This is a genomic window from Brachybacterium sp. Marseille-Q7125, from assembly GCF_023062615.1.
Classification (GTDB): domain Bacteria; phylum Actinomycetota; class Actinomycetes; order Actinomycetales; family Dermabacteraceae; genus Brachybacterium.
The window spans coordinates 18595-40078 of the sequence record NZ_JALLAL010000021.1 but is presented as its reverse complement, the minus strand read 5'-3'; the positions used below and the strand labels follow the sequence as shown (position 1 = coordinate 40078).

Annotated in this window: 19 protein-coding genes; 1 reads left to right on the top strand and 18 read right to left on the bottom strand. The window is 70.2% G+C overall.

Annotation, left to right across the window (positions count from 1 at the left end; translation table 11 throughout):
- Window positions 1-45: 45 nt before the first annotated feature.
- The 18 genes from MU407_RS07160 to lysA all read right to left on the bottom strand — a co-directional run bounded on the left by MU407_RS07160 (window position 46) and on the right by lysA (window position 18950).
- Window positions 46-957 (bottom strand): F0F1 ATP synthase subunit gamma, encoded by a 912-nt coding sequence (locus MU407_RS07160; protein ID WP_102235178.1) that lies wholly within the window; start codon window positions 955-957, stop codon window positions 46-48.
- 64 nt (window positions 958-1021) lie between these two features.
- A complete protein-coding gene (atpA, locus tag MU407_RS07155) occupies window positions 1022-2647 on the bottom strand; it encodes a F0F1 ATP synthase subunit alpha (protein ID WP_246956454.1) in 1626 nt (541 codons plus the stop codon).
- Window positions 2648-2725: 78 nt separating this feature from the next.
- Complete coding sequence (locus MU407_RS07150) at window positions 2726-3541, bottom strand: F0F1 ATP synthase subunit delta (RefSeq protein WP_102235176.1); 816 nt, start codon at window positions 3539-3541, stop codon at window positions 2726-2728.
- Window positions 3542-3550: 9 nt separating this feature from the next.
- Window positions 3551-4090 carry a F0F1 ATP synthase subunit B gene (locus MU407_RS07145; protein ID WP_102235175.1) on the bottom strand — a complete coding sequence of 180 codons (540 nt, stop codon included), beginning with the start codon at window positions 4088-4090 and terminating at the stop codon, window positions 3551-3553.
- Between the two features lie 10 nt (window positions 4091-4100).
- Window positions 4101-4337, bottom strand: coding sequence for an ATP synthase F0 subunit C (atpE, locus tag MU407_RS07140; protein ID WP_102235174.1), 237 nt, complete (start codon window positions 4335-4337; stop codon window positions 4101-4103).
- Between the two features lie 72 nt (window positions 4338-4409).
- Window positions 4410-5129 (bottom strand): F0F1 ATP synthase subunit A, encoded by a 720-nt coding sequence (gene atpB, locus MU407_RS07135; protein ID WP_255407867.1) that lies wholly within the window; start codon window positions 5127-5129, stop codon window positions 4410-4412.
- Between the two features lie 343 nt (window positions 5130-5472).
- Window positions 5473-5925, bottom strand: coding sequence for a hypothetical protein (locus MU407_RS07130; protein ID WP_246956452.1), 453 nt, complete (start codon window positions 5923-5925; stop codon window positions 5473-5475).
- Window positions 5912-7036: an MraY family glycosyltransferase gene (locus MU407_RS07125; RefSeq protein ID WP_246956450.1), complete on the bottom strand. Its 1125-nt coding sequence runs from the start codon at window positions 7034-7036 to the stop codon at window positions 5912-5914. The genes MU407_RS07130 and MU407_RS07125 overlap by 14 nt, the downstream gene beginning before the upstream one ends.
- Window positions 7033-8145 carry an L-threonylcarbamoyladenylate synthase gene (locus MU407_RS07120; RefSeq protein WP_246956448.1) on the bottom strand — a complete coding sequence of 371 codons (1113 nt, stop codon included), beginning with the start codon at window positions 8143-8145 and terminating at the stop codon, window positions 7033-7035. The genes MU407_RS07125 and MU407_RS07120 overlap by 4 nt, the downstream gene beginning before the upstream one ends.
- Window positions 8142-9047, bottom strand: a complete 906-nt coding sequence (prmC, locus tag MU407_RS07115) for a peptide chain release factor N(5)-glutamine methyltransferase (RefSeq protein ID WP_102235169.1) — start codon at window positions 9045-9047, stop codon at window positions 8142-8144. Before prmC ends, MU407_RS07120 begins: the two co-directional genes overlap by 4 nt.
- Window positions 9044-10183 carry a peptide chain release factor 1 gene (prfA, locus tag MU407_RS07110; protein WP_348648020.1) on the bottom strand — a complete coding sequence of 380 codons (1140 nt, stop codon included), beginning with the start codon at window positions 10181-10183 and terminating at the stop codon, window positions 9044-9046. Before prfA ends, prmC begins: the two co-directional genes overlap by 4 nt.
- 149 nt (window positions 10184-10332) lie before the next feature.
- Complete coding sequence (gene rpmE, locus MU407_RS07105) at window positions 10333-10545, bottom strand: 50S ribosomal protein L31 (protein ID WP_246956446.1); 213 nt, start codon at window positions 10543-10545, stop codon at window positions 10333-10335.
- Between the two features lie 174 nt (window positions 10546-10719).
- Window positions 10720-11691 carry a LacI family DNA-binding transcriptional regulator gene (locus MU407_RS07100; RefSeq protein WP_246956444.1) on the bottom strand — a complete coding sequence of 324 codons (972 nt, stop codon included), beginning with the start codon at window positions 11689-11691 and terminating at the stop codon, window positions 10720-10722.
- A 29-nt stretch (window positions 11692-11720) separates the two neighbouring features.
- Window positions 11721-13718, bottom strand: coding sequence for a transcription termination factor Rho (rho, locus tag MU407_RS07095; protein ID WP_246956442.1), 1998 nt, complete (start codon window positions 13716-13718; stop codon window positions 11721-11723).
- Between the two features lie 329 nt (window positions 13719-14047).
- Complete coding sequence (thrB, locus tag MU407_RS07090; RefSeq protein ID WP_102235164.1) at window positions 14048-14962, bottom strand: homoserine kinase; 915 nt, start codon at window positions 14960-14962, stop codon at window positions 14048-14050.
- Window positions 14959-16017 (bottom strand): threonine synthase, encoded by a 1059-nt coding sequence (gene thrC, locus MU407_RS07085; protein WP_246956440.1) that lies wholly within the window; start codon window positions 16015-16017, stop codon window positions 14959-14961. Before thrC ends, thrB begins: the two co-directional genes overlap by 4 nt.
- A gap of 4 nt (window positions 16018-16021) precedes the next feature.
- Complete coding sequence (locus MU407_RS07080) at window positions 16022-17395, bottom strand: homoserine dehydrogenase (RefSeq protein WP_246956438.1); 1374 nt, start codon at window positions 17393-17395, stop codon at window positions 16022-16024.
- A gap of 142 nt (window positions 17396-17537) precedes the next feature.
- Window positions 17538-18950: a diaminopimelate decarboxylase gene (lysA, locus tag MU407_RS07075; RefSeq protein WP_102235162.1), complete on the bottom strand. Its 1413-nt coding sequence runs from the start codon at window positions 18948-18950 to the stop codon at window positions 17538-17540.
- Between the two features lie 251 nt (window positions 18951-19201).
- Between lysA and MU407_RS07070 the strand changes: the two genes are divergently transcribed.
- A complete protein-coding gene (locus MU407_RS07070; RefSeq protein WP_102235161.1) occupies window positions 19202-21475 on the top strand; it encodes a bifunctional alpha,alpha-trehalose-phosphate synthase (UDP-forming)/trehalose-phosphatase in 2274 nt (757 codons plus the stop codon).
- The last annotated feature ends 9 nt before the right edge of the window (window positions 21476-21484 follow it).

The following is a 21484-nucleotide window of genomic DNA, read 5'->3' as shown; positions in this document are numbered from 1 at the left end:
TCTCTCCATGTCGGGCCGCCGCGCGGGGACGCGGTCGGCCGGGTCTCAGCGGTCGGTGCGGCCAGTTCCTGCCAGGGCGTCGGCGCCGCCGACGATCTCGGTGATCTCCTGGGTGATCTCCGCCTGACGCGCGGAGTTGGCGAGGCGGGTGAACTTGTGGATCTGGGTCTCCGCGTTGTCGGTGGCGGTCTTCATCGCACGCTGCGTGGAGGCGTGCTCCGAGGCCATGGCCTGCAGCAGGATGTTGATGATCCGCGACTCGATGTACCGCGGCATCAGCTCTTCGATGACCGAATCGGGATCCGGGGTGAAGGCATACAGCGGGTAGGTGGGGCGCTGGCCCTCCTCCGCATCGACCACGCCCATCGGCACCATGCGGATGGCACGGGTCTGCTGCTGGAAGCGGGAGATGAACTTCGTGCCCACCACGTACAGCTCATCGAGGTGAACCTGCTCGTCCTCGCTGAGCAGATCCTCGGTGAGCACGTGGGAGATCTCCCGGCCCAGGTCCGGCAGCTCGCTCTCCGCGTACGGGGTCCAGGACCGGTGCGGGGGCCGGTTGCGGAAGCGGTAGTACGAGTCGCCCTTGCGGCCCACCACATACATCACCGGGGTCTTGCCCTCGTCGAGCAGCTTGTTGGCCAGCTGTTCGGCAGCACGGATGACGTTATGGGAGTAGGGGCCGGTCATGCCGCGGTCGGCGGTGATCATGAGGATGCCGGCCCGCCCGGTCTGCTCGCGATGCTGCTCCAGGAACGGATGCTTGAGCTCCTCGGAGTGGGTGGCCACCGATCCGATCGCCTGCGTGAGCGCTTCGGCGTACGGAGTCGTCGCCGTGACCCGGGCATGGGCCTTGGCGATGCGCGATGCCGCGACCATCTCCTTGGCCTTGAAGATCTTCTTCATGCCCTGGGCGGACTTGATCTTCTGCTTGTAGACCCTCTGCTGGGCTCCCATGTCTCTCCTCGTTCGCGCCGAATGCCTCCGTCAGGGGCGCCGCCGTAGGGCGGCGCTCCGGACCTCAGCCGCGGACGATGTTCTCCTGGTCGATCTGATCCTCGGTGGCCCGGCCATCTTCATCGTTGACCGCGCGGTCATTGGCCTTGGCGGCGAGGAAGTCGGTCTTGACCTGGTCCAGGACCTGGCTCAGCTCCTCCTCGGTCTCATCCGAGAACTTGCCGGAGGTGCGGATGGTCTCCAGGATCGTGCCGTTGTGGCGCAGGTGCTCCAGCAGGGCGGCCTCGAACTCCCGGACCTCATCGACCTCGATGTCGTCGAACTTCCCCTTGGTGCCGGCCCAGATAGAGACGACCTGCTCCTCCATCGGGAACGGCGAGTACTGGGCCTGCTTGAGCAGCTCCATCAGGCGGGCACCGCGGTGCAGCTGCTGCTTCGAGGCGGCGTCCAGGTCCGAGGCGAACATCGCGAAGGCCTCGAGGTCGCGGTACTGGGCCAGGCTGATCTTCAGCGTGCCGGAGACGGACTTCATCGCCTTGGTCTGCGCGGAACCGCCCACGCGGGACACCGAGATGCCCACGTCCACGGCGGGGCGCTGGTCGGCGTTGAACAGGTCCGACTGCAGGAAGCACTGGCCGTCGGTGATGGAGATGACGTTGGTGGGGATGTACGCCGAGACGTCATTGGCCTTGGTCTCGATGATCGGCAGGCCGGTCATCGAGCCGCCACCCATGTCATCGGACAGCTTCGCGCAGCGCTCCAGCAGGCGGGAGTGCAGGTAGAAGACGTCACCGGGGTAGGCCTCGCGGCCCGGGGGACGACGCAGCAGCAGGGACACGGCGCGGTAGGCCTCGGCCTGCTTGGACAGGTCGTCGAAGACGATCAGGACATGCTTGCCCTCGTACATCCAGTGCTGGCCGATCGCGGAGCCGGTGTACGGGGCGATGTACTTGAAGCCCGCCGGGTCAGAGGCCGGAGCAGCCACGATGGTGGTGTACTCCAGCGCGCCCGCGCGCTCGAGGGTCGCGCGCACACCGGCGATGGTGGAGCCCTTCTGGCCCACCGCCACATAGATGCAGCGCACCTGCTTGTCGGGATCACCGCTGTCCCAGTTGTCCTTCTGGTTCAGGATGGTGTCAATGCCGATGGCAGTCTTGCCGGTCTGGCGGTCGCCGATGATCAGCTGGCGCTGGCCACGGCCGATCGGGGTCATCGAGTCGATGGCCTTCAGGCCGGTCTGCATCGGCTCCTTGACAGACTTGCGCTGCATCACGGTGGGTGCCTGCAGCTCGAGCGCCCGGCGGCCCACGGTGGCGATGTCGCCCAGGCCGTCGATGGGCTTGCCGGTGGGGTCCACCACGCGGCCCAGGTAGCCATCGCCCACGGGCACGGAGAGCACCTGCCCGGTGCGCCGCACCTGCTGGCCCTCCTCGATGCCGGAGAACTCCCCGAGGACCACGACACCGATCTCCCGCAGGTCGAGGTTCAGTGCCAGGCCCAGGGTGCCGTCCTCGAAGCTGACCAGCTCATTGGCCATCACATTGGGCAGGCCCTCGACGTGCGCGATGCCGTCGGCCGCGGTGACGACGCGACCCACCTCCTCGCGCTCGGTGCTGCCTGCCTGGTAGGTGGACACCGCGGTGTCCAGGGCGTTCCGGATCTCCTCCGGGCTGATCGTGAGCTCGGCCATCGCTGCTCGTTGTTCCTCTCGGTCTCCCCGTGGTGGGGGCGCTGTGCGGGTTCGGGGGACGCCGTGGCGTCGGGCGGTTCAGGCCACCAGCTGCTGGCGGGCCTTGGCCAGGCGCGCCAGGACGGTGGCGTCGTAGAGATCGTCTCCGACCTGGATCCGCATACCGCCCACGACGGTGGGATCCACCTGCAGGTCGATCTGGATCTCGCGGCCGTAGATGCCGGCCAGCAGGCTCGCCAGCCGAGCCTGCTGGGTGTCGGTCAGGGGCACCGCGCTGGCAACCTGGGCCACCGAGCGGCGACGCTGCTCGGCGGCGAAGCGCGCGAACTCCTCAACCCGACGGGCGGGCTTGGTGTCGCTGCGACGCCCCACGGCGCGGGCCGCGATCGCCGCCGTCAGCTCCTGGGTGCGGGAGCGCAGCAGGTCCGTCACCAGGGCGCTGCGCTCGGCAGGCCGCTCACGCAACCCGTCCAGCGCGGTGGTCAACTCCGGCGTGGAATCGATCATCCGCGAAACCTGGACCAGCTGGCTCTCCACGGCGCTCAAGCGGTCCTCGCGGCGTGCCTGCTCGAGGTACGCGGCAACCCCCAGCAGCTCGAGAGCGTCGAGGATGTCCTCCTGCTCGGACCAGCGCCGACGCACCACCTGCACGGTCAGGTCGAGCGCGAGTGCGCTGACCTTGCTGCCCAGGAGGGTGCGGACCGCCTGCTCCTTGACCTCGCCGGGGCGGCCGGCGTCGGACAGCAGGCGGACCAGCTGGTTGCTGGAGTCGATGGCATCAGCCACCGCGAACAGCTCCTCGGCGATGGCACCCAGCTGAACGCCCTCGGACGCGAACGCGCCCTGGGCGTGCTGAAGCACCTCACCGAAGGAGGTGGAGGAGGTTCCTCGCATCTCGATTCCTTATCGGGTGGCGGCCTGGGACGACTCGAGGTCGTCCAGGAAGCGGTCGATCACACGGCGCGAACGCTCGTCGTCGGTGAGGGACTCCCCGACGATCCGGGAGGCCAGGTCGCTCGCGAGCGAACCGACCTCACCGCGCAGCTGGGTGGACGCGGCGATGCGCTCGGCCTCCAGCTGCTGGCGACCGGTGGCCAGGACGCGCTCGGCCTCCTGGGCGGCGCGTCCCCGCGCCTCCTCCACGATGCGCTCGGCGTCCTGCCGGGCCTGGTCACGGATCGCTGCGGCCTCGCGACGGGCGTCGGAGAGCTGCTGCTCCTGATCCGCCTTGAGCTGGTCGGCCTGGGCCTGTGCCTCTTCGGCACGCCGGATCCCGCCCTCGATCTTCTCGGAGCGCTCATCGAGCACCGCATTCATGCGGGGCAGGACGAAACGGATGAAGACCGCGGCGAAGATGGCGATGAAGATCGCCGACCAGATGATCTCCGCTGGCAGCGGAACGAACAGCTGCCAGCCGGGGGTGGCTCCTTCGCTGAGGATCATGGGCTGACCCTCAGATGAACGCGAGGACGAAGCCGAAGACGATCGCCAGCAGGGCGAGGAACTCGACGAAGCCGGCGCCGATCAGCATCGTGGTCTGCAGCTGCGAGCGCATCTCGGGCTGGCGGGCCTGCGCCTCGGCGGTCTTGCCGACGAGGATGCCCAGGCCGATACCGGGGCCGAGGGCGGCGAGGCCGAAGCCGACGGAGGCGATGTTGCCCTCGATGGCGGTCAGGAGCATCGGGTCCACGGGGGTTTCCTTTCGTTGGGCCGACCGGGCGGACGGCAGTTCAGGGGTCCAGCGAGCTGGAGGTCGTGCGGGTCAGTGCTCGTCGGAGACGGCCATCTGGATGTAGACGGCCGACAGGATGGTGAAGATGAATGCCTGCAGGCCCGCCACGAAGATCTTGAAGGCGAACACCAGCAGGCTGAGGCCCGCGGCGAAGGGCGAGGCGATGGTCAGCAGGCTCAGGGAGACCACCAGGAAGTGAGTCAGTCCGATGAGCACCACGATGATCATGTGGCCGCCCACCATGTTGGCCAGCAGACGGATGGTCAGCGAGGCCCAGCGGACCACGAAGACCTGGATCGCCTCGATCGGCACCAGCAGCAGGTACACGATCTTCGGCACGCCGGGCGGGGCGGTGGCGTGCTTGAGGTAGCCCCCCAGACCATGCGCCTTGATGCCCGCGACCATGTAGATCACGAACGTCGCCAGGGCCAGCAGCAGGGGGAAGCCGATCACGGCGGTGCCGGACATGTTCAGCCCGGGCACCATGAACCCGAGGTTCATCACCAGGATCAGCACGAAGGTGGAGATCAGCCAGGGAGCGAAGCGCTTGCCGTCCCGCTCCCCCAGCACCGCCACCACGATGTTGGTGTTCACGAAGTCGAACAGCAGCTCGACGATGCTCTGGGTGCGACCGGGGACCAGGCGCGCCCGCGAGGCGACGATGCACAGGAAGATGAGCGTGGCCGCCAGGATGATCAGCCGCACCAGCTGGATGCGGTTGAACTCGAAGGGGGTGCCGGCGAAGAGGATCGCGTCCGGGAAGAACTCGTCGATGGTGGGGATGTGAAAGGGCGCTCCGTCATCGGCGCGGAGCGGAGCGGCAAGGTCGGCGGTGTTCAGGTCGATCTCCCGTGCTCAATCTGTCTGCCATCGTGGCAGGGCCTGTCCTTCACATCGTGGCCACCGCGCCGCGGGGACTGGTGCACCACCTGATGTCAGGCGGTCTCCCGGCGGTGGGATCCGGTGGTCGGCGCCTGCGCTTCACTGTCCTCCGAAGAGGCAGTGGTGACTGCGCCTGACGCCCGGATAACCATAACAGAGTGCGCCCCTTCTTCCGGGCCTCCGAAGGTCCTCACCAGGGCTGCGAGGTGCATCACTCCGGCCGTGGGTCCGGCTCCACGTCCAGGGGCCTCCGCACGCGGGCCAGCAGCACCGTCTCGATGACCACGCCCATCAGCGCTCCCACCAGCAGGGTGAGCCCCACCCAGACGATGGAGACGCTTTCGACGTCGCGCAGCATGAGCAGCACGACCACCACGATGACCATCTTGAGGATCCAGGATGCGAGAACCGTCACGGCCATTGTCACGGGGCTGAGCCGTGGCGCGAGATAGCCGGTGACCGCGGTGGGGGCGACGACCACGACGGTCAGGGCGGCGCCGATGAGGGCGCCGAGCACTGCCGGTCGTTCGGCGATCGCGGCGGCGAGCGCCACCATCGCGAGCGCCAGGACGACGGCGACGACGAGGCCCAGCAGGGTGGCGCGGCGCATGCCGCGGTCCCCGGCGGTCAGCGTGTGGGCCGGGGCGGGGTCAGAGGCGGTCATCAGCGGGCTCCTTCTGGTGATGTGGTCTGCGCCACCGCAGCGGGTCGAGGGTCATGAGCACCGCCAGCAGCAGGCTGCCGGTCCACAGCACGAGGACGGTGCGCATCGGCAGCACAAGGGGCAGCAGCAGGCCGACGGAGATCACGACGGTCCAGACGTACATGATGATCACCGCACCGCGCTTGGAGTGCCCGAGGCGCAGCAGCCGGTGGTGCAGGTGGGCTTTGTCGGCGTGGAAGGGTGAGCGTCCGGAGCCGATGCGGCGTATGACCGCCAGGCCGAAGTCGAGGAACGGAACGATCATCACGCCGATGGGCAACAGGATCGGCAGGAACTGTCCGAGCATGTCCGCGCCGGACAGACGCGCGGGGTCCACCTGGCCGGTCACAGCGATGGTGCTGGCGGCCAGCAGCAGACCCAGCAGCATCGAGCCGGAGTCGCCCATGAAGATGCGGGCACGCGTGAGGTTATGGGGCAGGAATCCCACACACGCCCCGATCATGACGGCGGTCAGCAGCGCGGCCAGGGAGGAGTAGTCGGTGGTGGAGGCCGAGCGGGTGAGGGTATAGGCGTAGAGGAAGAAAGCGGTGCCGCCGATGGCCATGACCCCGGCGGCCAGTCCGTCCAGTCCGTCCACGAAGTTCACGGCGTTCATCGCGACCACCACGACCAGGACTGTGAGGATCAGTGCGCTGCGGCCGGAGAGCACGGTGACCCCGCCGATCGGCAGGGTCACCAGGCTCACGCCCTGCCAGGCCAGCAGCAGGGCGGCGAGCACCTGGCCGGCCAGCTTGGTCACCCAGTCCAGGTCCCATTTGTCATCGGCCGCTCCGAGCAGGCAGACCACTCCGGCGGCGGCGAGCACCGCCCAGGGCTGGCGACTGTCTCGGAACAGACCTTCGAGAAACGGGACGTTGCCCGCGACGAGCAGGGCCGCGACGATCCCGACGAACATCGCCACCCCGCCCAGCCGTGGGGTCACCGTGTCGTGGACATCCCGCTCCCGCACCGCCGTCATCGCTCCGGCACGCCGTGCCACCAGGCGCACGGCCGGGGTCAGCAGGTAGGTGACGGCCGCGGCGACCAGGAGGATGAAGAGGTAGACCCTCACCCGGCTGTGCTCCCCGACCCCTCGGGTCGGGTGTCCTGGGTCTCTGCCTCGGAGGGGAGCTCCAGGGCTCCGGCCGCAGGCGCGGTGTCCTTGGTCGCGGGGTTCTCCGCGACGTTCGGTGCCTCCGCGGTGCTCCCCGACGCTTCGGCGTCCTGGGCAGGGTCGGCGTCCTGGGCAGGGTCGGCGACCTGGGCAGGGTCGGCGTTTTGGACGGGGTCGGCGTTCTGGGCCGGATCAGCGACATCGGCAGCGGGCGCCGCCTCCGCGGTGTCCGCGGTGTCAGCGATGTCCGCGGTATCGGCTGTGTCAGCGGTGTCGGCGCCGTCCGCAGTGTCAGCAGTGTCCGCAGAATCCGTGCCGTCCGCCGCCTCGGCATCCGTCCGCGCCTGAGAGGACTCCTCTGCGGTGTCACTCTCCTCCGCGGCGTCGCTGTGCTCTGTGGCGTCGCTCTGCTCCTCGGAGCTCGGCGGTGCGGTGAAGATATCGCCCACCGCCTCGATGATCTGCTCCTTGCTAACCGCGCCCTCCCGGACGATCTCGGCCGGAGTGACGGTCGTATCCAGGATGGTGGAGCTCTCGCCAAGGGGGACCGTGCCGCCGTCGAGATACACGGCCACCGTGTCGCCCAGCTGCGTGGCGGCATCGAGCACGGACTGCGCGGCGGGCTTGCCGTGGCGGTTGGCGCTCGAGACGGCCAGCGGCCCGGTGCGGCGCAGCAGCTCCAGGGCGGTCTCGTCATCGGGCATGCGCAGAGCGACCGTGCCGCGGGTTTCCCCCAGATCCCAGGTGAGGGACGGTTGCGCGGTGAGGATGAGGGTCAGGGCGCCGGGCCAGAGGGCCTCGGCGAGGTCCTCGACGTAGTCCGGTAGGTCGGTGGCCAGCGCCATGAGCACGGCGTGGTCGCCGATCAGCACTGGCGGCGGGTTCTGGCGACCGCGCCCCTTGGCATCGAGCAGGTCCTCGACGGCGCGTGGCGAGAAGGCATCGGCGCCGATGCCGTACACCGTGTCGGTGGGCAGGACGATGAGGTCTCCCGCGCGCACCGCGTCCACGGCGGCGTTCAGAGAGTCCTCACGGGTCTCGGGATTCTGGGTATCGTGCACGCTCACAGGTTCAGTCTCTCATCCTCGCTGGTGCTCTCTATCTCGGCGCGGCGCGCGAGCAGGAAGCGGTCGCGCCCGGTGAGGTCCTGTGCGGTGCGCACCGCGGTGAAGCCGCCGTGAGCGGTGGCGAGCTCGCGGGTTGCGGCGCCCTGCACATCGGCGTGCTCCATGATCAGCAGACCTCCCGGGCGCAGCAGGCGCGCGGCCAGGTCGATCACGGCCCCGGGTACCTCGAGCCCGTCCTCTCCCCCGCCGAACAGGGCGCGATGCGGATCATGCGCGAGCACCTCGGGGTCGCGCGGCACCGCCGCGGCGGGGATGTACGGGGGGTTGGCGAGCACCGCGTCCACGGGCGCTGCGGCGAGCAGCTGCGTCGGCGGCGCGGCGATATCGGCGGTGAGCACCTGCCCGCGTCCGGGTCCTGCGGCCTCGAGGTTCCGCTGTGCGAGGTCGGCGGCCGCTGGGTCGATCTCGACGGCGCGGACCTGCGCCTCGGGCAGCTCATCGAGAACGGCCGCACCGAGCGCGCCGCTGCCCGCGCACAGATCCACCACGCTTCGGCATTCCCCCTCACAGTGCTGGGACAGCAGGTCCAGGGCCAGTTCTGTCTCCGGCCGGGGGATGAAGACGCCGGGGCGGATCTCCAGCCGCAGACGGCGGAACGGGGCGGAGCCCAGCACCAGCTGCAGCGGCTCGCGCGCCGCGCGGCGCGCCAGCAGCTCCTCACAGCGCACCGTGAAGTCTTCCGGCAGGGCGTCGAGCAGCACGAGCGGTCGCTCTGTCCCGGCGGCGGCCTGCAGCAGCGCTCGCGCGTCGGTGCTCGGCGAGGGCACGCCGGCGGCGCCGAGACGCTGCGTGGCATCGGCGAGGGCATGACGCAGACACTCACGGACCGAGTGCGAGCTCATGCCCCCTCGCCTCCCACATCCTGGGCTGCCTGGCGCAGGCGCTCCTCGCGCTCGGCGCTGCGGCAGGAGTCGATCAGGTCCGTGAGATCCCCGGCGAGGACCTGCGGCAGGTTCGAGGCTTTGAAGCCGGTGCGGTGATCGGCCACCCGGGACTCGGGGAAGTTGTAGGTGCGGATCCGCTCGGAGCGGTCCACGGTGCGCACCTGGGAACGGCGGGTGGCCGAGGACTCCGCCTCCTGGGCGGCGCGGCGGGCGTCCAGCAGACGGCTTCGCAGGATCCGCAGCGCCTGTTCACGGTTCTGCAGCTGGCTCTTCTGGTCCTGGCAGGAGACCACCAGTCCGGTGGGCAGATGGGTGATGCGCACGGCGGAGTCGGTGGTGTTCACGCTCTGTCCGCCGGGCCCGGAGGAGCGGAACACGTCGATGCGCAGGTTCTGTGGGGCGAGCTCCGCGGCGAGCAGCTCGGCCTCATCGGTCGAATCGGCCTCCGGCAGCACCAGCACGCCCACGGCGGAGGTGTGGATGCGCCCGGCGGATTCGGTGACCGGCACCCGCTGGACGCGATGCACCCCGGCCTCATGCTTGAGGTGGGCGTACACGCCCTGCCCGGGATCGGCGGGGTTCTTCGCGCTGATCGCAACGGTGACGTCCTTCAGGCCGCCCAGGTCCGACGGGGAGCTGGTCAGCACCTCCACTCGCCAGCCCCGCGTTTCTGCGAAGGTCCGATACATGCGCAGCATCTCGGCGGCGAACAGTGCGGATTCCTCCCCGCCGGCGCCGGCCCGGATCTCCAGGAGCACATCACGGGCATCGTCGGCATCACGCGGGGCCAGCAGGTCCTCGAGCCGGTCGCGCTGGGCCTGCTCGCGCTCGCGCAGCTGAGCGGTCTCGGCGGTGAGTTCGGGGTCAGCGGGATCGAGCTCGGCGAGCTCCGCGGCGGTCACCAGATCCGCGCGCGTGGACTCGAGGGCGTCTGCGGCACCGAGGATGGTCTGCAGCTCGGCGTAGCGGCGGCCGGTGCGGCGGGCACGGGCGGGGTCGGAGTGCAACGCCGGATCGGCCATCTGCTCCTGGAGGTGCGCATGCTCCGCCCGCAGCGGCGCGAGATCCGCCTCACTGCTGCTGGTCCTGCTCACCGCACCCGATTCCTTCCGCCGCCGCACCGTCCCCGTCGGCCAGGGACAGCCTGCACCTGATCCTCACTCATCCACACACGACCCCATCCACATACGACAACGCCGGTGCCCGCCGTGAAAGGGCGCGCACCGGCGTCGGAGGCCGTGGGTCAGTTCTTCTTCTTGCCGTAGCGGGCCTGGAAACGGGCCACGCGGCCGCCGGTGTCCAGGATCTTCTGCTTGCCGGTGTAGAAGGGGTGGCACTCGGAGCAGACCTCGGTGTTGATGGCGCCGTCGGTCTTGGTGCTGCGGGTGGTGAACGAGTTGCCGCAGGTGCAGGTCACCCGGGTCTCGACGTATGCGGGGTGGATCTCGGCCTTCATGATGTCTCCTAGCTCTCGGTCGCTGGGTCGGCGCCCGGCGGGCGCCGTGAACCAGAACCGACGTCTCAGTCTGCCACGACGATCCGGCCGGGGCGAGACCTCTGCGATGCGGTATGCGCCACCCCGGGCAGGTTCATGACCTGCTGACGGTGCTGACGGGAGGTGGTGCGGCCCTCAGGCGCTCTCGCGCACCTGCAGGGTGTAGGGAACGGTGCGGATCGCCGCCGGACCGGTCAACGGAATCGTGCCCTCGAGCATTCCGGCCACGAGCTCGACGCACTGCCGGGCCACCTCCTCGCGGTCCACGGCGAGGGTGGTCAGCTCCGGGCTCACCAGGCTGCCGATCTCCAGGCCGTCCATGCCCACCAGGCGCATGCTGTGCGGCACCGGAACATCGCGCAGGCGCAGTGAGCGCAGCAGGTGCACGGCCAGGTCATCGTTGAAGGCGATGATCGCATCGGTCCCATCGGCCAGCAGCGTGCTGATCAGTGAATCGTGATCCCCGCGGAGCGGCGCGGCGTGCACCGGCACCTCGCCCTCGCTGTGCAGCGAGGCGAGGGCGGCGCTGAAAGCCTGCGCCCGGGGGCTCATATCCGGCCCGTCGAGATCCACCACCGCGGGCCGTCGCACCCCTACTGCACGCAGGTGCGCGGCCAGACCCTCGGCGGCTCCGGCGATGTCCAGCCGCACCAGGGCGTAGCGCTCGGGCGCACGGCCGCTGTCATCCAGCTGCACCACGGGCATACCGGTCCCGCCGCTGATATCACCGTCCACCAGGCCGTAGCCCACCAGGGCATCGACGCGCCGAGCGAGCTCGGAGGCCACCCGCTCAGGGTGCGGCGACTGATCCGCCTCGACCATCACGACGCTCCAGCCGCGTGGGGCGCAGGCGCGCACCACCGCGGCGCCGAGATCCGCGAAGTAGGCGTTGGACAGGTCTGAGAGCACGAGCCCGACGGTGACCGGGCCCTTCTCCACCAGTCCGCGGCCGAAACGGCTGGGCCGGTATCGCAGCTCCTGGGCGACAGCCAGGACCTTCTCCCGGGTGGCCGCGCTGATGCCCGGCTGATCGTTCATCGCCCGCGAGACGGTCTGGCGGGAGACGCCGGCCCGGCGGGCGACATCGATGATGGTGGGGCGATCCATGCTGATCAGCGCGTTGACAGCGCGAGGTCTCAGTCGTTGCTGCGCGAATGCGAGCCGACGCTGGGCGTGTTCTTCGCGACCATCATGAGGAACTCGGAGTTGGACTGCGTCTTCTTGATCCGCTCCAGCAGCAGCTCGAGGGCCTGCTGCTGCTCGAGCGAGCCGAGCACACGGCGCAGCTTCCACATGATCGCCAGCTCCTCCTTGCCCATGAGGACCTCCTCGCGGCGGGTGCCGGAAGCATTGACGTCCACGGCCGGGAAGATGCGCTTGTCGGCGAGGTTGCGCGAGAGGCGCAGCTCCATGTTGCCGGTGCCCTTGAACTCCTCGAAGATCACCTCGTCCATCTTCGAGCCGGTCTCCACCAGGGCGGAGGCGAGGATGGTCAGGGAGCCGCCGTGCTCGATGTTGCGCGCGGCGCCGAAGAACCGCTTGGGCGGGTACAGCGCCGAGGCGTCCACACCGCCGGAGAGAATGCGGCCGCTGGCGGGGGCGGCAAGGTTGTAGGCGCGCGAGAGACGGGTCAGGGAGTCCAGCAGGACCACCACGTCCCGGCCCATCTCGACCAGGCGCTTGGCGCGCTCGATCGCGAGCTCCGCGACGATCGTGTGATCGCTCGCAGGGCGGTCGAAAGTCGAGGCGATGACCTCCCCCTTGACCGTGCGCTGCATGTCCGTGACCTCCTCGGGGCGCTCGTCGACGAGCACGACCATGAGGTGGACCTCGGGGTTGTTCGTGGTGATGGCGTTGGCGATCTGCTGCATGATGATCGTCTTGCCCGCCTTGGGCGGGGCGACGATCAGGCCGCGCTGGCCCTTGCCGATCGGCGAGACGAGGTCGATCACGCGCGGCGCGAACGGCGAGCCGGAGTGCTCCAGACGCAGGCGCCCCTCGGGGTACAGCGGGGTGAGCTTGCCGAAGTCCACGCGCTGGCGGGCCCGCTCGGGAGTCATGCCGTTGACGGTGTCCACCTGGACCAGGGCCGCATACTTGTTCTGGTTGCCGCCCTTGCCGCGGCGGTTGCGGCCGCGGCCGCCGCCGGAGTGGTGCTGCTCGACGTGGCGCTCCTCCCCCTCCCCGGGGGCCTTGACCTGGCCGGTGATCGCATCGCCCTTGCGCAGGCCGTGCCGCTTGACCTGGTTCATGGTCACGAACACGTCGCTCGGGCCCGGCAGGTAACCGGTGGTGCGCACGTAGGCGTTGTTGTCGCGGATGTCGAGGATCCCGGCGATGGCCATCAGCTCATCGCCCTCGCGGACCTCATCGTCGCCGCCCTGGTTCTGGCCGCCCTGGTGCTGGTCACCGCCCTGGCCGCCGCGCCCGCGCCGCTTGCGGTCGCGCGAGCGATTGCGATTGCGGGAGCGGCCACGGCGCTCCTCATCATCACCGTCGGAGCCCTGGCCGGAACCGCCGCCCTGACCGCGCTGGGAGGAGGACTGGTCACCGCCGGAACGGTCGGGCAGCTCGATGTCCTCCAGGCGACGACGCGGGGCGCCGTCCTGGCGGCCCTCGCCCTGATCGCCCCGGCCACGGCCGGAGCGGTCCCCCCGGTCCCGACGATCATCCTGGCTGCCGCGAACCTGGCCACCACGGTCCTGACGATCCTGGCCGCCGCCGTTCTGGCGGTCCGTGCTCTCGCGCTCATCGTCCTGCCCGCGGCCCTGTCGCTCCTGGCCATCCTCGCGCGGGGTGCGCTCACGGCGGCTGCGGGTCTGCTCCTGCTGCCCGCCGCCGCTGCGCTCGGGCAGCTCGATGCCGAGCGAGGGCGCCGCCTCCGCAGACGGGGCCGACGAATCCTGCTTCGGAGCAGACGTCCGCGGCGCGGCATCGCTCTGCGAGGGGGACTCCTGCGCCGCAGCGGCCTTCTGGCGCGGGGCCGCGGACGGGGCGCTCCCGCCGCTCAGCACCTCGATCAGCTCGCCCTTGCGGAGCCGACGGGCGCCCTTGATCCCTCGCTCAACAGCCATGGCCTGCAGCTCGGGAAGCTTCTTCGCCGCGAGATCCGCGCCGGAGGTGGTGTCGTTCACCAGGGTTCCTTCCTGTCGGACCGGTCTGGCCGGTTCCGTATCGGTCTGGGGGCCGGAACCTGCTGGGACCTCCTGGTCCGCAGCGGCCACGGCCGGGCAGGTCGCCCCCTCGTCGTGCCGCACAGTGCGGGGCACGGGTGACGGCTCTGCCGGAATGCTTCGGGGTGCGTCGGCGGCGGCGCGGGATCGGAGGGCCGCCACGAGGGCGGGCGTCGGATCACGCGGGGCGCTGGTGGGCGATCACATCGCTCGGGACGAACCGCGCACAGAACTTCCCTGCGAGGGAGCTGTGGGGGTCGCCGTCAGGGCGATACCACCGAGACGCAGGCTCAACCTACCACAGGACCTGCGGCCTGCCGACGCAGCGGCACCTGGGCGATCCGCCACACGGCGGGATCGGCCACCGCGCGTCGCACCAGTGCGGCCACCTCGGCCCGCTGGCCGGTCAGGACCAGCACCGAGGGGCCTGCCCCGGAGATGACCGCTGCATGCCCTTCCTGCCGCAGGATCCGCATCAGGTCCACGCTCTCGGGCATACCCGGGGCGCGCTGCTCCTGATGCAGCCGCTCTTCTGTGGCCTCGAGCAGCAGCTGAGGAGCACCGGCGAGCGCATGCACCAGCAGCGCTGCGCGCGCCGCGGTGAACGCTGCATCGGCATGCGGCACCGTCTCGGGCAGCAGGCTGCGTGCCGCCTGCGTGGACAGGGTGGTTCGCGGCAGCAGGACCACGGGATTCACCGCGCCATCGGCCACCTGCAGCGCAGCCGCCCGAGCCAGCTCGCCGTGCATCCAGGACAGCACCACCCCGCCCAGCAGGGCCGGGGCGGCATTGTCAGGATGCCCCTCGAACTCGGTGGCCAGCTGCAGCACGGTCTGGTCATCGAGTGCCTCGGGGTCGGCGATCAGGCCGCGGGCCAACAGCAGCCCGGCCACCGTCGCAGCGGCGCTCGAGCCGAGGCCCCGTCCGTGAGGGATGCGGTTCACCGCGCGCAGGCGCAGCCCCACCTGGGGAGCGCCGGCGTGGTCGAGGCCGCGCCGCAGGGCGCGCACCACCAGGTGCTCCTCCCCTGTCGGGACAGAGTCCGCACCCTCCCCGCTGACAGTGATCTCGACACCGCCGGTGGTGGCCTCCAGCTGCAGCTCATCGCACAGATCCAGGGCCAGGCCCAGGGCGTCGTAGCCGGGGCCGAGGTTCGCGGACGTGGCGGGGACGCGAACTGCCGCTGTGGTGCGCTGGATCCTCACAGCCCGATGGCCTCCGCTGCCGCGGCGATATCCGGCTCGATCACCACCGGGGTGAGGTCGTGCTGGGTCAGCGCGGTGTCGATGTCCTTCAGCCCGTTGCCGGTCACGGTCACGGCGATCCGGGCGCCGGCGGGAACCAGGCCCCGCTCGGCCTGCTGCAGCAGCCCGGCCACGCCGGCCGCGGAGGCGGGCTCTACGAAGATGCCATCCTCCGCGGCGAGCCGCTTCTGCGCGGCGAGGATCTGCTCATCGCTGACCGCGTCGATCAGGCCGCCGGAGTCATCACGGGCGGCGACGGCGAGGTTCCAGGAGGCGGGGGCGCCGATGCGGATCGCGGTGGCGACGGTCTCCGGGTCGGTGATGGAATGCCCGGCCACGAACGGCGCGGCACCGGCGGCCTGAAAACCCCACATGCGCGGCAGAGCCTGCGTCACACCGGCCTCGCGGTACTCGCGGTAGCCCATCCAGTAGGCGGAGATGTTCCCGGCGTTGCCCACCGGCAGCACGTGGATGTCCGGGGCCGCCCCCAGGGCGTCGCACACCTCGAAAGCCGCGGTCTTCTGACCCTGCAGTCGGTAGGGGTTCACGGAATTGACCAGATCGATGGGATGCTCCGCATCGAGCTTGCGGGCGATCTCCAGGCAGTCATCGAAATTGCCGTCCACCTGGATCAGCGTGGCACCGTGCACCACAGCCTGGGCGAGCTTCCCGGCCGCGATCTTGCCCTGCGGCAGCAGCACCGCGCAGGTCAGCCCCGCCGCGGTGGCGTAGGCGGCGGCAGAGGCAGAGGTGTTGCCGGTGGAGGCGCACACGACGGCGGTCGCACCGTCGGCCTTGGCCTTCGTCATCGCCGAGACCATGCCGCGGTCCTTGAAGGAGCCGGTGGGGTTCATCCCCTCGACCTTCACGTGCACCTCGGCGCCGACGGCCTCGGACAGGGCGCGGGCGTGCACCAGCGGCGTCCCGCCCTCCCCCAGGGTCAGCAGCTCGACATCCGAGGCGAAGGGCAGGTGATCGCGGTACTCGGCGAGGACGCCGCGCCACGGGTGGGCCATCGGGTCAGTCTCCTTCGATGCGGAGGATGGAGTCGATCGAGAGCACGGCGGCGGAGGTGGAGAAGCGGTCCAGGGCCGCGTCCATCGCCGATTCGAGCGCCCGATGGGTGCTGATGCCGATGTGGGCGCTGGCCCCGCGTCCTTCCTCCTGCGCCCCCAGCGGCTCCTGGTGGATGGTGGAGATGGAGATGCCGTACTCGGAGAGCGTACCGGCGATCTCGGCGAGCACGCCGGGACGATCCTCCACGGTCAGGGACAGGTAGAAGGCGCTCCTCAGCTCCGTCAGCGGCACCACGTCCAGCCCGGCGTAGCGGGACTCGCGCGGCCCCACACCCCCGCGCACGCGGGCACGGGCGACAGAGACGAGGTCCCCGAGCACAGCGGAGGCGGTGGGCGAGCCGCCCGCGCCCTGCCCGTAGAACATGAGGGAGCCGGCCGCATCGGCCTCGATGAACACCGCATTGAAGGCCTCGGAGACGGAGGCCAGCGGGTGGTTCTCGGGGATCAGCGCCGGGTAGACGCGCGCGGAGACCCGCTCACCCGCCTCCTCCTCGATGCGCTCCACGATGGACAGCAGCTTGATGACCCGGCCCATGCGCTCGGCGGCAATGATGTCCTGCGCGGTCACCGCGGTGATGCCCTCGCAGTGCACATCGGCCGCCCGCACCCGGGTGTGGAAGGCGAGGGAGGCGAGGATCGAGGCTTTGGCGGCCGCGTCGTGGCCCTGCACATCGGCGGTGGGATCCGCTTCGGCGTACCCCAGCTCCTGGGCGGTTGCGAGGGCATCCTCGAAACTCGCGCCAGTGCGGGTCATGGCGTCGAGGATGTAGTTCGTGGTGCCGTTGACGATGCCGAGCACGCGCTGGATGCGGTCGCCCGCGAGGGACTCACGCACCGGGCGCACGAGCGGGATCGCCCCGGCCACGGCGGCCTCGAAGTAGAGGTCCACGCCGTGCTCATCGGCTGCCTCGTACAGCTCGGCGCCGTCCTGCGCCAGCAGGGCCTTATTCGCGGTGACCACGGAGGCGCCATGAGCCATAGCCTCCAGCAGCAGGCTGCGGGCGGGCTCGATCCCGCCCATCAGCTCCACCACGAGGTCCGCCTCGCGCACCAGGGCAGAGGCATCGGCGGTCAGCAGCTCGGTGGGCACATGCTCGCCGCGGTCGCGCTCGAGATCGCGCACGGCCACGCCGATCACCTCGAGCCGGCCGCCGATGCGCTGGGCGAGGTCCTTGCCCTGCTGCTGGATCAGGCGCAGCACTTCGCTGCCGACGGTGCCGGCACCGAGGACGGCCACGCGCAGGGTCGGCAGCTGCTCCAGAGGCGGGGTCGCCGCGTCCGCGGTGGGCGCGGGGTCGCTGGATTCGCGGGGGGTCATCGGGGCATGCGATGTCATCGGTGAAAAGGTCCTTCCCCAGGGCCGATGGGCGGGCTCTGGCACTCTAACCGAGCCGCTCGCCGCATCGTGTCCCTGCGTGAACGTGCGTGACGCCGGGCACGGGTGCGCAGCGTCGGGATGCTCAGCCCATGTCCAGGCCCAGCAGGTCCTCCTCGGTCTCGCGGCGGATCAGAGTGCGGATGGTGCCGTCCTTGACGGCGATGACGGGCGGGCGCGGGACATGGTTGTAGGTGGAGGACAGGGAGTAGCAGTACGCGCCGGTGACGGGCACGGAGATGAGGTCACCGCGCTGGATATCGCCGGGCAGGTACTCGTCCTTGACGACGATGTCGCCGCTCTCGCAGTGCTTGCCCACCACCCGCACCACCTCCGGTTCGACGTCGGAGACCCGGGAGGTCAGCAGCACCGAGTAGTCGGCGTCGTACAGGGCGGTGCGGATGTTGTCGCTCATGCCGCCGTCCACAGAGACGTAGACGCGGTGATGCGGACCGCCCAGGCGCACGTCCTTGACGGTGCCGACGGTGTACAGCGTCTGCGTGGACGGACCGGCGATCGCCCGTCCCGGCTCGAAGGACAGGTGCGGGACGGTGAGCCCGAGCGCGGCGCACTGGGTGCCGATGATCCGGGCGATGCCGGTGGCGAGCACCTCCGGGGTGGCGGGGGTGTGCTGGGTGTTGTACATGACGCCGAAGCCGCCGCCGAGGTCCAGGCTCGTCACCTCATGCCCCAGCTCATCGCGCACCTGGGCGGTGAGCTGGAGGACCCGGCGGGCGGCGATCTCGAAGCCGCCGACGTCGAAGATCTGCGAGCCGATATGGGAGTGCAGGCCCACCAGGTCCAGGTGCTGTGCGGCGAGGGTGCGCCGCACGGCCTCGAACGCGATGCCTCCGGTGACGGAGAGGCCGAACTTCTGGTCCTCGTGGGCGGTGGCGATGAAGGCATGGGTATGCGCCTCCACGCCGGTGGTGACGCGCAGCATCACGGGGGCGCGGCACCCGAGCTCCGCGGCCAGGGAGTTCACCTGCTCGATCTCCGGGAGGGAGTCGATGACGATGCGGCCCACGCCCGCTTCGAGGGCCCGACGGATCTCGACATCGGACTTGTTGTTGCCGTGCAGGGCGATGCGTTCGGCGGGCATTCCGCCGCGCAGCGCCACGGCGAGTTCTCCGCCGGTGCACACGTCCAGGCCCAGCCCGTCGGCGTGGACCCAGCGCGCCACCTCGGTGCACAAAAACGCCTTGCCCGCGTAATAGGTGTCCGCTCCGGCGAGCGGCGCGAAGGCATCCGCGAATGCGTCCCGGAAGCGCCGGGCGCGGGCGCGGAAGTCCTCCTCGTCGAGCACGAAGGCGGGGGTGCCCACCTCTTCGGCGATGCGGTGCACATCCACCCCGCCGACCTCCAGCGCACCGTCCGCGCGGCGGCGGCACGTGGTCGACCACAGTCCGTCCAGCAGGGCGTTGACATCGGCGGGATAGGGCAGCCAGGTGGGGGCGGCATCGTTGCCGTGCAGGGCTCCGGCCTCGTGGGCGCGCATTCTCACTCCTGGGTGTGCGGGCAGCACCGCGCGGCGGCGCGGCGCCCTGAAAGCCTAGGCGGCACCCGCGCTGGACGTCCGCTCGGTCCATGAGGCGAACCTGCAGCATGCGCGGCTTTTCGCACCCTGCGCGCGCGAGCGTGAGGGATCCCACTTGGTAGGGTCGATACCACGGCGTGGGTGCCGCCCGGCAGATCCCCGTCGGCGCCGGTCACCTCCGCCCTCCCCACTGTCTTGCGAAGGAGACCCCGGTGTCAGACCAGCCCGCCCGCGCCCCTCATCACGAGCTCGTCGTCGTCGCCAACCGGCTGCCGGTGGATGCCCGCACCCTGCCCGATGGCGCCACCGAATGGGTCACCAGCCCCGGCGGTCTGGTCACCGCGATGGAGTCGGTCATGCGCACCGTGGACTCCGGTGCCTGGGTGGGCTGGGCCGGGTCGCCCGGCGACGCCCCCGAGCCCTTCGAGGCCGATGGGATGAGCCTGTTCCCGGTGCGCCTCGAGCAGGAGGAGGTGGAGCGCTACTACGAGGGTTTCTCCAATGCGACCCTGTGGCCGCTCTACCACGATGTCATCGTGGATCCGGAGTTCCATCGCACCTGGTGGGACGCCTATCTGAGCGCCAATCAGCGCTTCGCCCGCTCGGCCGCGGCGGTCACCGCGCAGGGCGGGACCATCTGGGTGCACGACTACCAGCTGCAGCTGGTGCCGCGGATGATCCGGGATGAGCGCTCCGATGTGCGCATCGGCTTCTTCAACCACATCCCCTTCCCCCCGGTGGAGCTGTTCAGCCAGCTGCCCAAGCGCAATGCGATTCTGCGCGGCCTGCTGGGGGCGGACCTCATCGGCTTCCAGCGCGAGAGCGATTCGCTGAACTTCGTGGCTGCGGTGCGGCGTCTGCTGGGCTACCACGTGGATGGAATGACGATCTCGGTGCCGGGGCTGGGCGCAGCGCCGATGCGGGAGGTGCTCGTGCAGACCTTCCCGATCTCGATCGACTCCGCCGCGGTCTCCGCCCTCACCGAGGATCCCCAGATCCGCGAGCGCGCCGCTCAGCTGCGCCGCGACATGGGCGATCCGAAGAAGGTGGTGCTGGGCGTGGATCGTCTGGACTACACCAAGGGCATCCGGCATCGCCTCAAGGCCTGGGGCGAGCTACTCAACGACGGCTCGATCGACCCGCAGGACACCGTGATGATCCAGGTGGCGACGCCCTCTCGGGAGCGGGTGGAGGCCTACCGGCAGCTGCGCGATGAGGTGGAGCTGACGGTGGGGCGCATCAACGGCGAACATGCGCCGATCGGGCGCCCGGCCGTGTCCTATCAGCATCATTCCTTCGACCGGCGGGATATGACCGCTCTGTTCATGGCCGCCGATGTGGTGCTCGTGACCGCGCTGCGGGACGGCATGAACCTCGTGGCGAAGGAGTACGTGGCCTCCCGCCCGGATCTGCGGGGCGTGCTGGTGCTGTCCGAGTTCGCCGGTGCGGCCGATGAGCTGCGGGCCGCGGTGCTTGTGAACCCGCATGACATCGATGAGCTCAAGGCGGCGATCCTCAAGGCGCTGGCGATGCCCGAGGATGAGCAGGAGGGGGCGATGCGCTCCCTGCGCCACCAGGTGATGGAGCACGATGTGCAGTCCTGGGCGCATGACTTCCTGTCCCGTCTGGAGGAGGCGGGCCGGCCCGAGGAGCAGGGGCCCGCCGTGATCCGCCTGAGCGGCGATGAGCTGAGCAGCCCGGAGCAGATCGAGCAGTCTCTCGCGGCGTTCGCGCGGATTCCGCGCCTGCTGATCGCCTCGGACTTCGACGGGGTGATCGCCCCGATCGTGTCCGACCGCGATGCGGTCCAGCCCGAGCAGCGCAGCCTCACCGCTCTGCGGGAGCTCGCGGGACTGCCCTCGGTCGCGGTGGCGTTGGTGTCCGGTCGGGCCCTCGCCGATCTGGACTCGCACACCCACATGCCCAGCTCCGTGGTGCTCGTCGGATCCCATGGGGCGGAGGTGGGGGCGCTGCCGCCGTGGATGCAGGCAGAGGTGCTGGACCAGTCCGCGCTGGCGATGAATGACGCGAAGGCGGAGCTGCTGGAGCAGGTCACCGCGCATCTGGAGCGGATCGCGCGGGCGCATCCGGGCACCGAGGTGGAGCGCAAGCCCACCGCCGCGGTGCTGCACACCCGCAATGCGAAGGGCCGCGGCGGGCTGAACGCCACTGACGCCGCGCTCGAATACGGCTTCAGCCTGCCGGAGGTCACGGTGACACCGGGCAAGGAGGTCGTGGAGTTCGCCGTGGTGCACACCTCCAAGGGCGCCGCCGTGGAGACCCTCGCGCGGGCCAGCGCGGCCGATGCATGGCTCTACCTGGGTGACGACGTCACCGATGAGAGCGTCTTCGCACGCCTGGGCGAGCAGGACCTGGGCATCAAGGTGGGCGAGGGCGATACCGCGGCCGCGCTGCGCGTGGCGGACACCGAGGCGGCACGCGATGTGCTCGAGCGTCTGCTGACCCTGCGCAGCGAGCGCGGCTGAGCGCGTCGC

What these genes read in the sequence shown, in the direction of transcription:
- lysA (WP_102235162.1), bottom strand. Translation starts at nt 18,950, where the DNA reads ATGCGCGCCCACGAGGCCGGAGCCCTGCACGGCAACGATGCCGCCCCC.
- MU407_RS07130 (WP_246956452.1), bottom strand. Translation starts at nt 5,925, where the DNA reads ATGACCGCCTCTGACCCCGCCCCGGCCCACACGCTGACCGCCGGGGAC.
- rpmE (WP_246956446.1), bottom strand. Translation starts at nt 10,545, where the DNA reads ATGAAGGCCGAGATCCACCCCGCATACGTCGAGACCCGGGTGACCTGC.
- MU407_RS07080 (WP_246956438.1), bottom strand. Translation starts at nt 17,395, where the DNA reads ATGACCCCCCGCGAATCCAGCGACCCCGCGCCCACCGCGGACGCGGCG.
- prmC (WP_102235169.1), bottom strand. Translation starts at nt 9,047, where the DNA reads ATGAGCTCGCACTCGGTCCGTGAGTGTCTGCGTCATGCCCTCGCCGAT.
- MU407_RS07100 (WP_246956444.1), bottom strand. Translation starts at nt 11,691, where the DNA reads ATGGATCGCCCCACCATCATCGATGTCGCCCGCCGGGCCGGCGTCTCC.
- MU407_RS07145 (WP_102235175.1), bottom strand. Translation starts at nt 4,090, where the DNA reads ATGATCCTCAGCGAAGGAGCCACCCCCGGCTGGCAGCTGTTCGTTCCG.
- MU407_RS07160 (WP_102235178.1), bottom strand. Translation starts at nt 957, where the DNA reads ATGGGAGCCCAGCAGAGGGTCTACAAGCAGAAGATCAAGTCCGCCCAG.
- thrC (WP_246956440.1), bottom strand. Translation starts at nt 16,017, where the DNA reads ATGGCCCACCCGTGGCGCGGCGTCCTCGCCGAGTACCGCGATCACCTG.
- MU407_RS07150 (WP_102235176.1), bottom strand. Translation starts at nt 3,541, where the DNA reads ATGCGAGGAACCTCCTCCACCTCCTTCGGTGAGGTGCTTCAGCACGCC.
- atpA (WP_246956454.1), bottom strand. Translation starts at nt 2,647, where the DNA reads ATGGCCGAGCTCACGATCAGCCCGGAGGAGATCCGGAACGCCCTGGAC.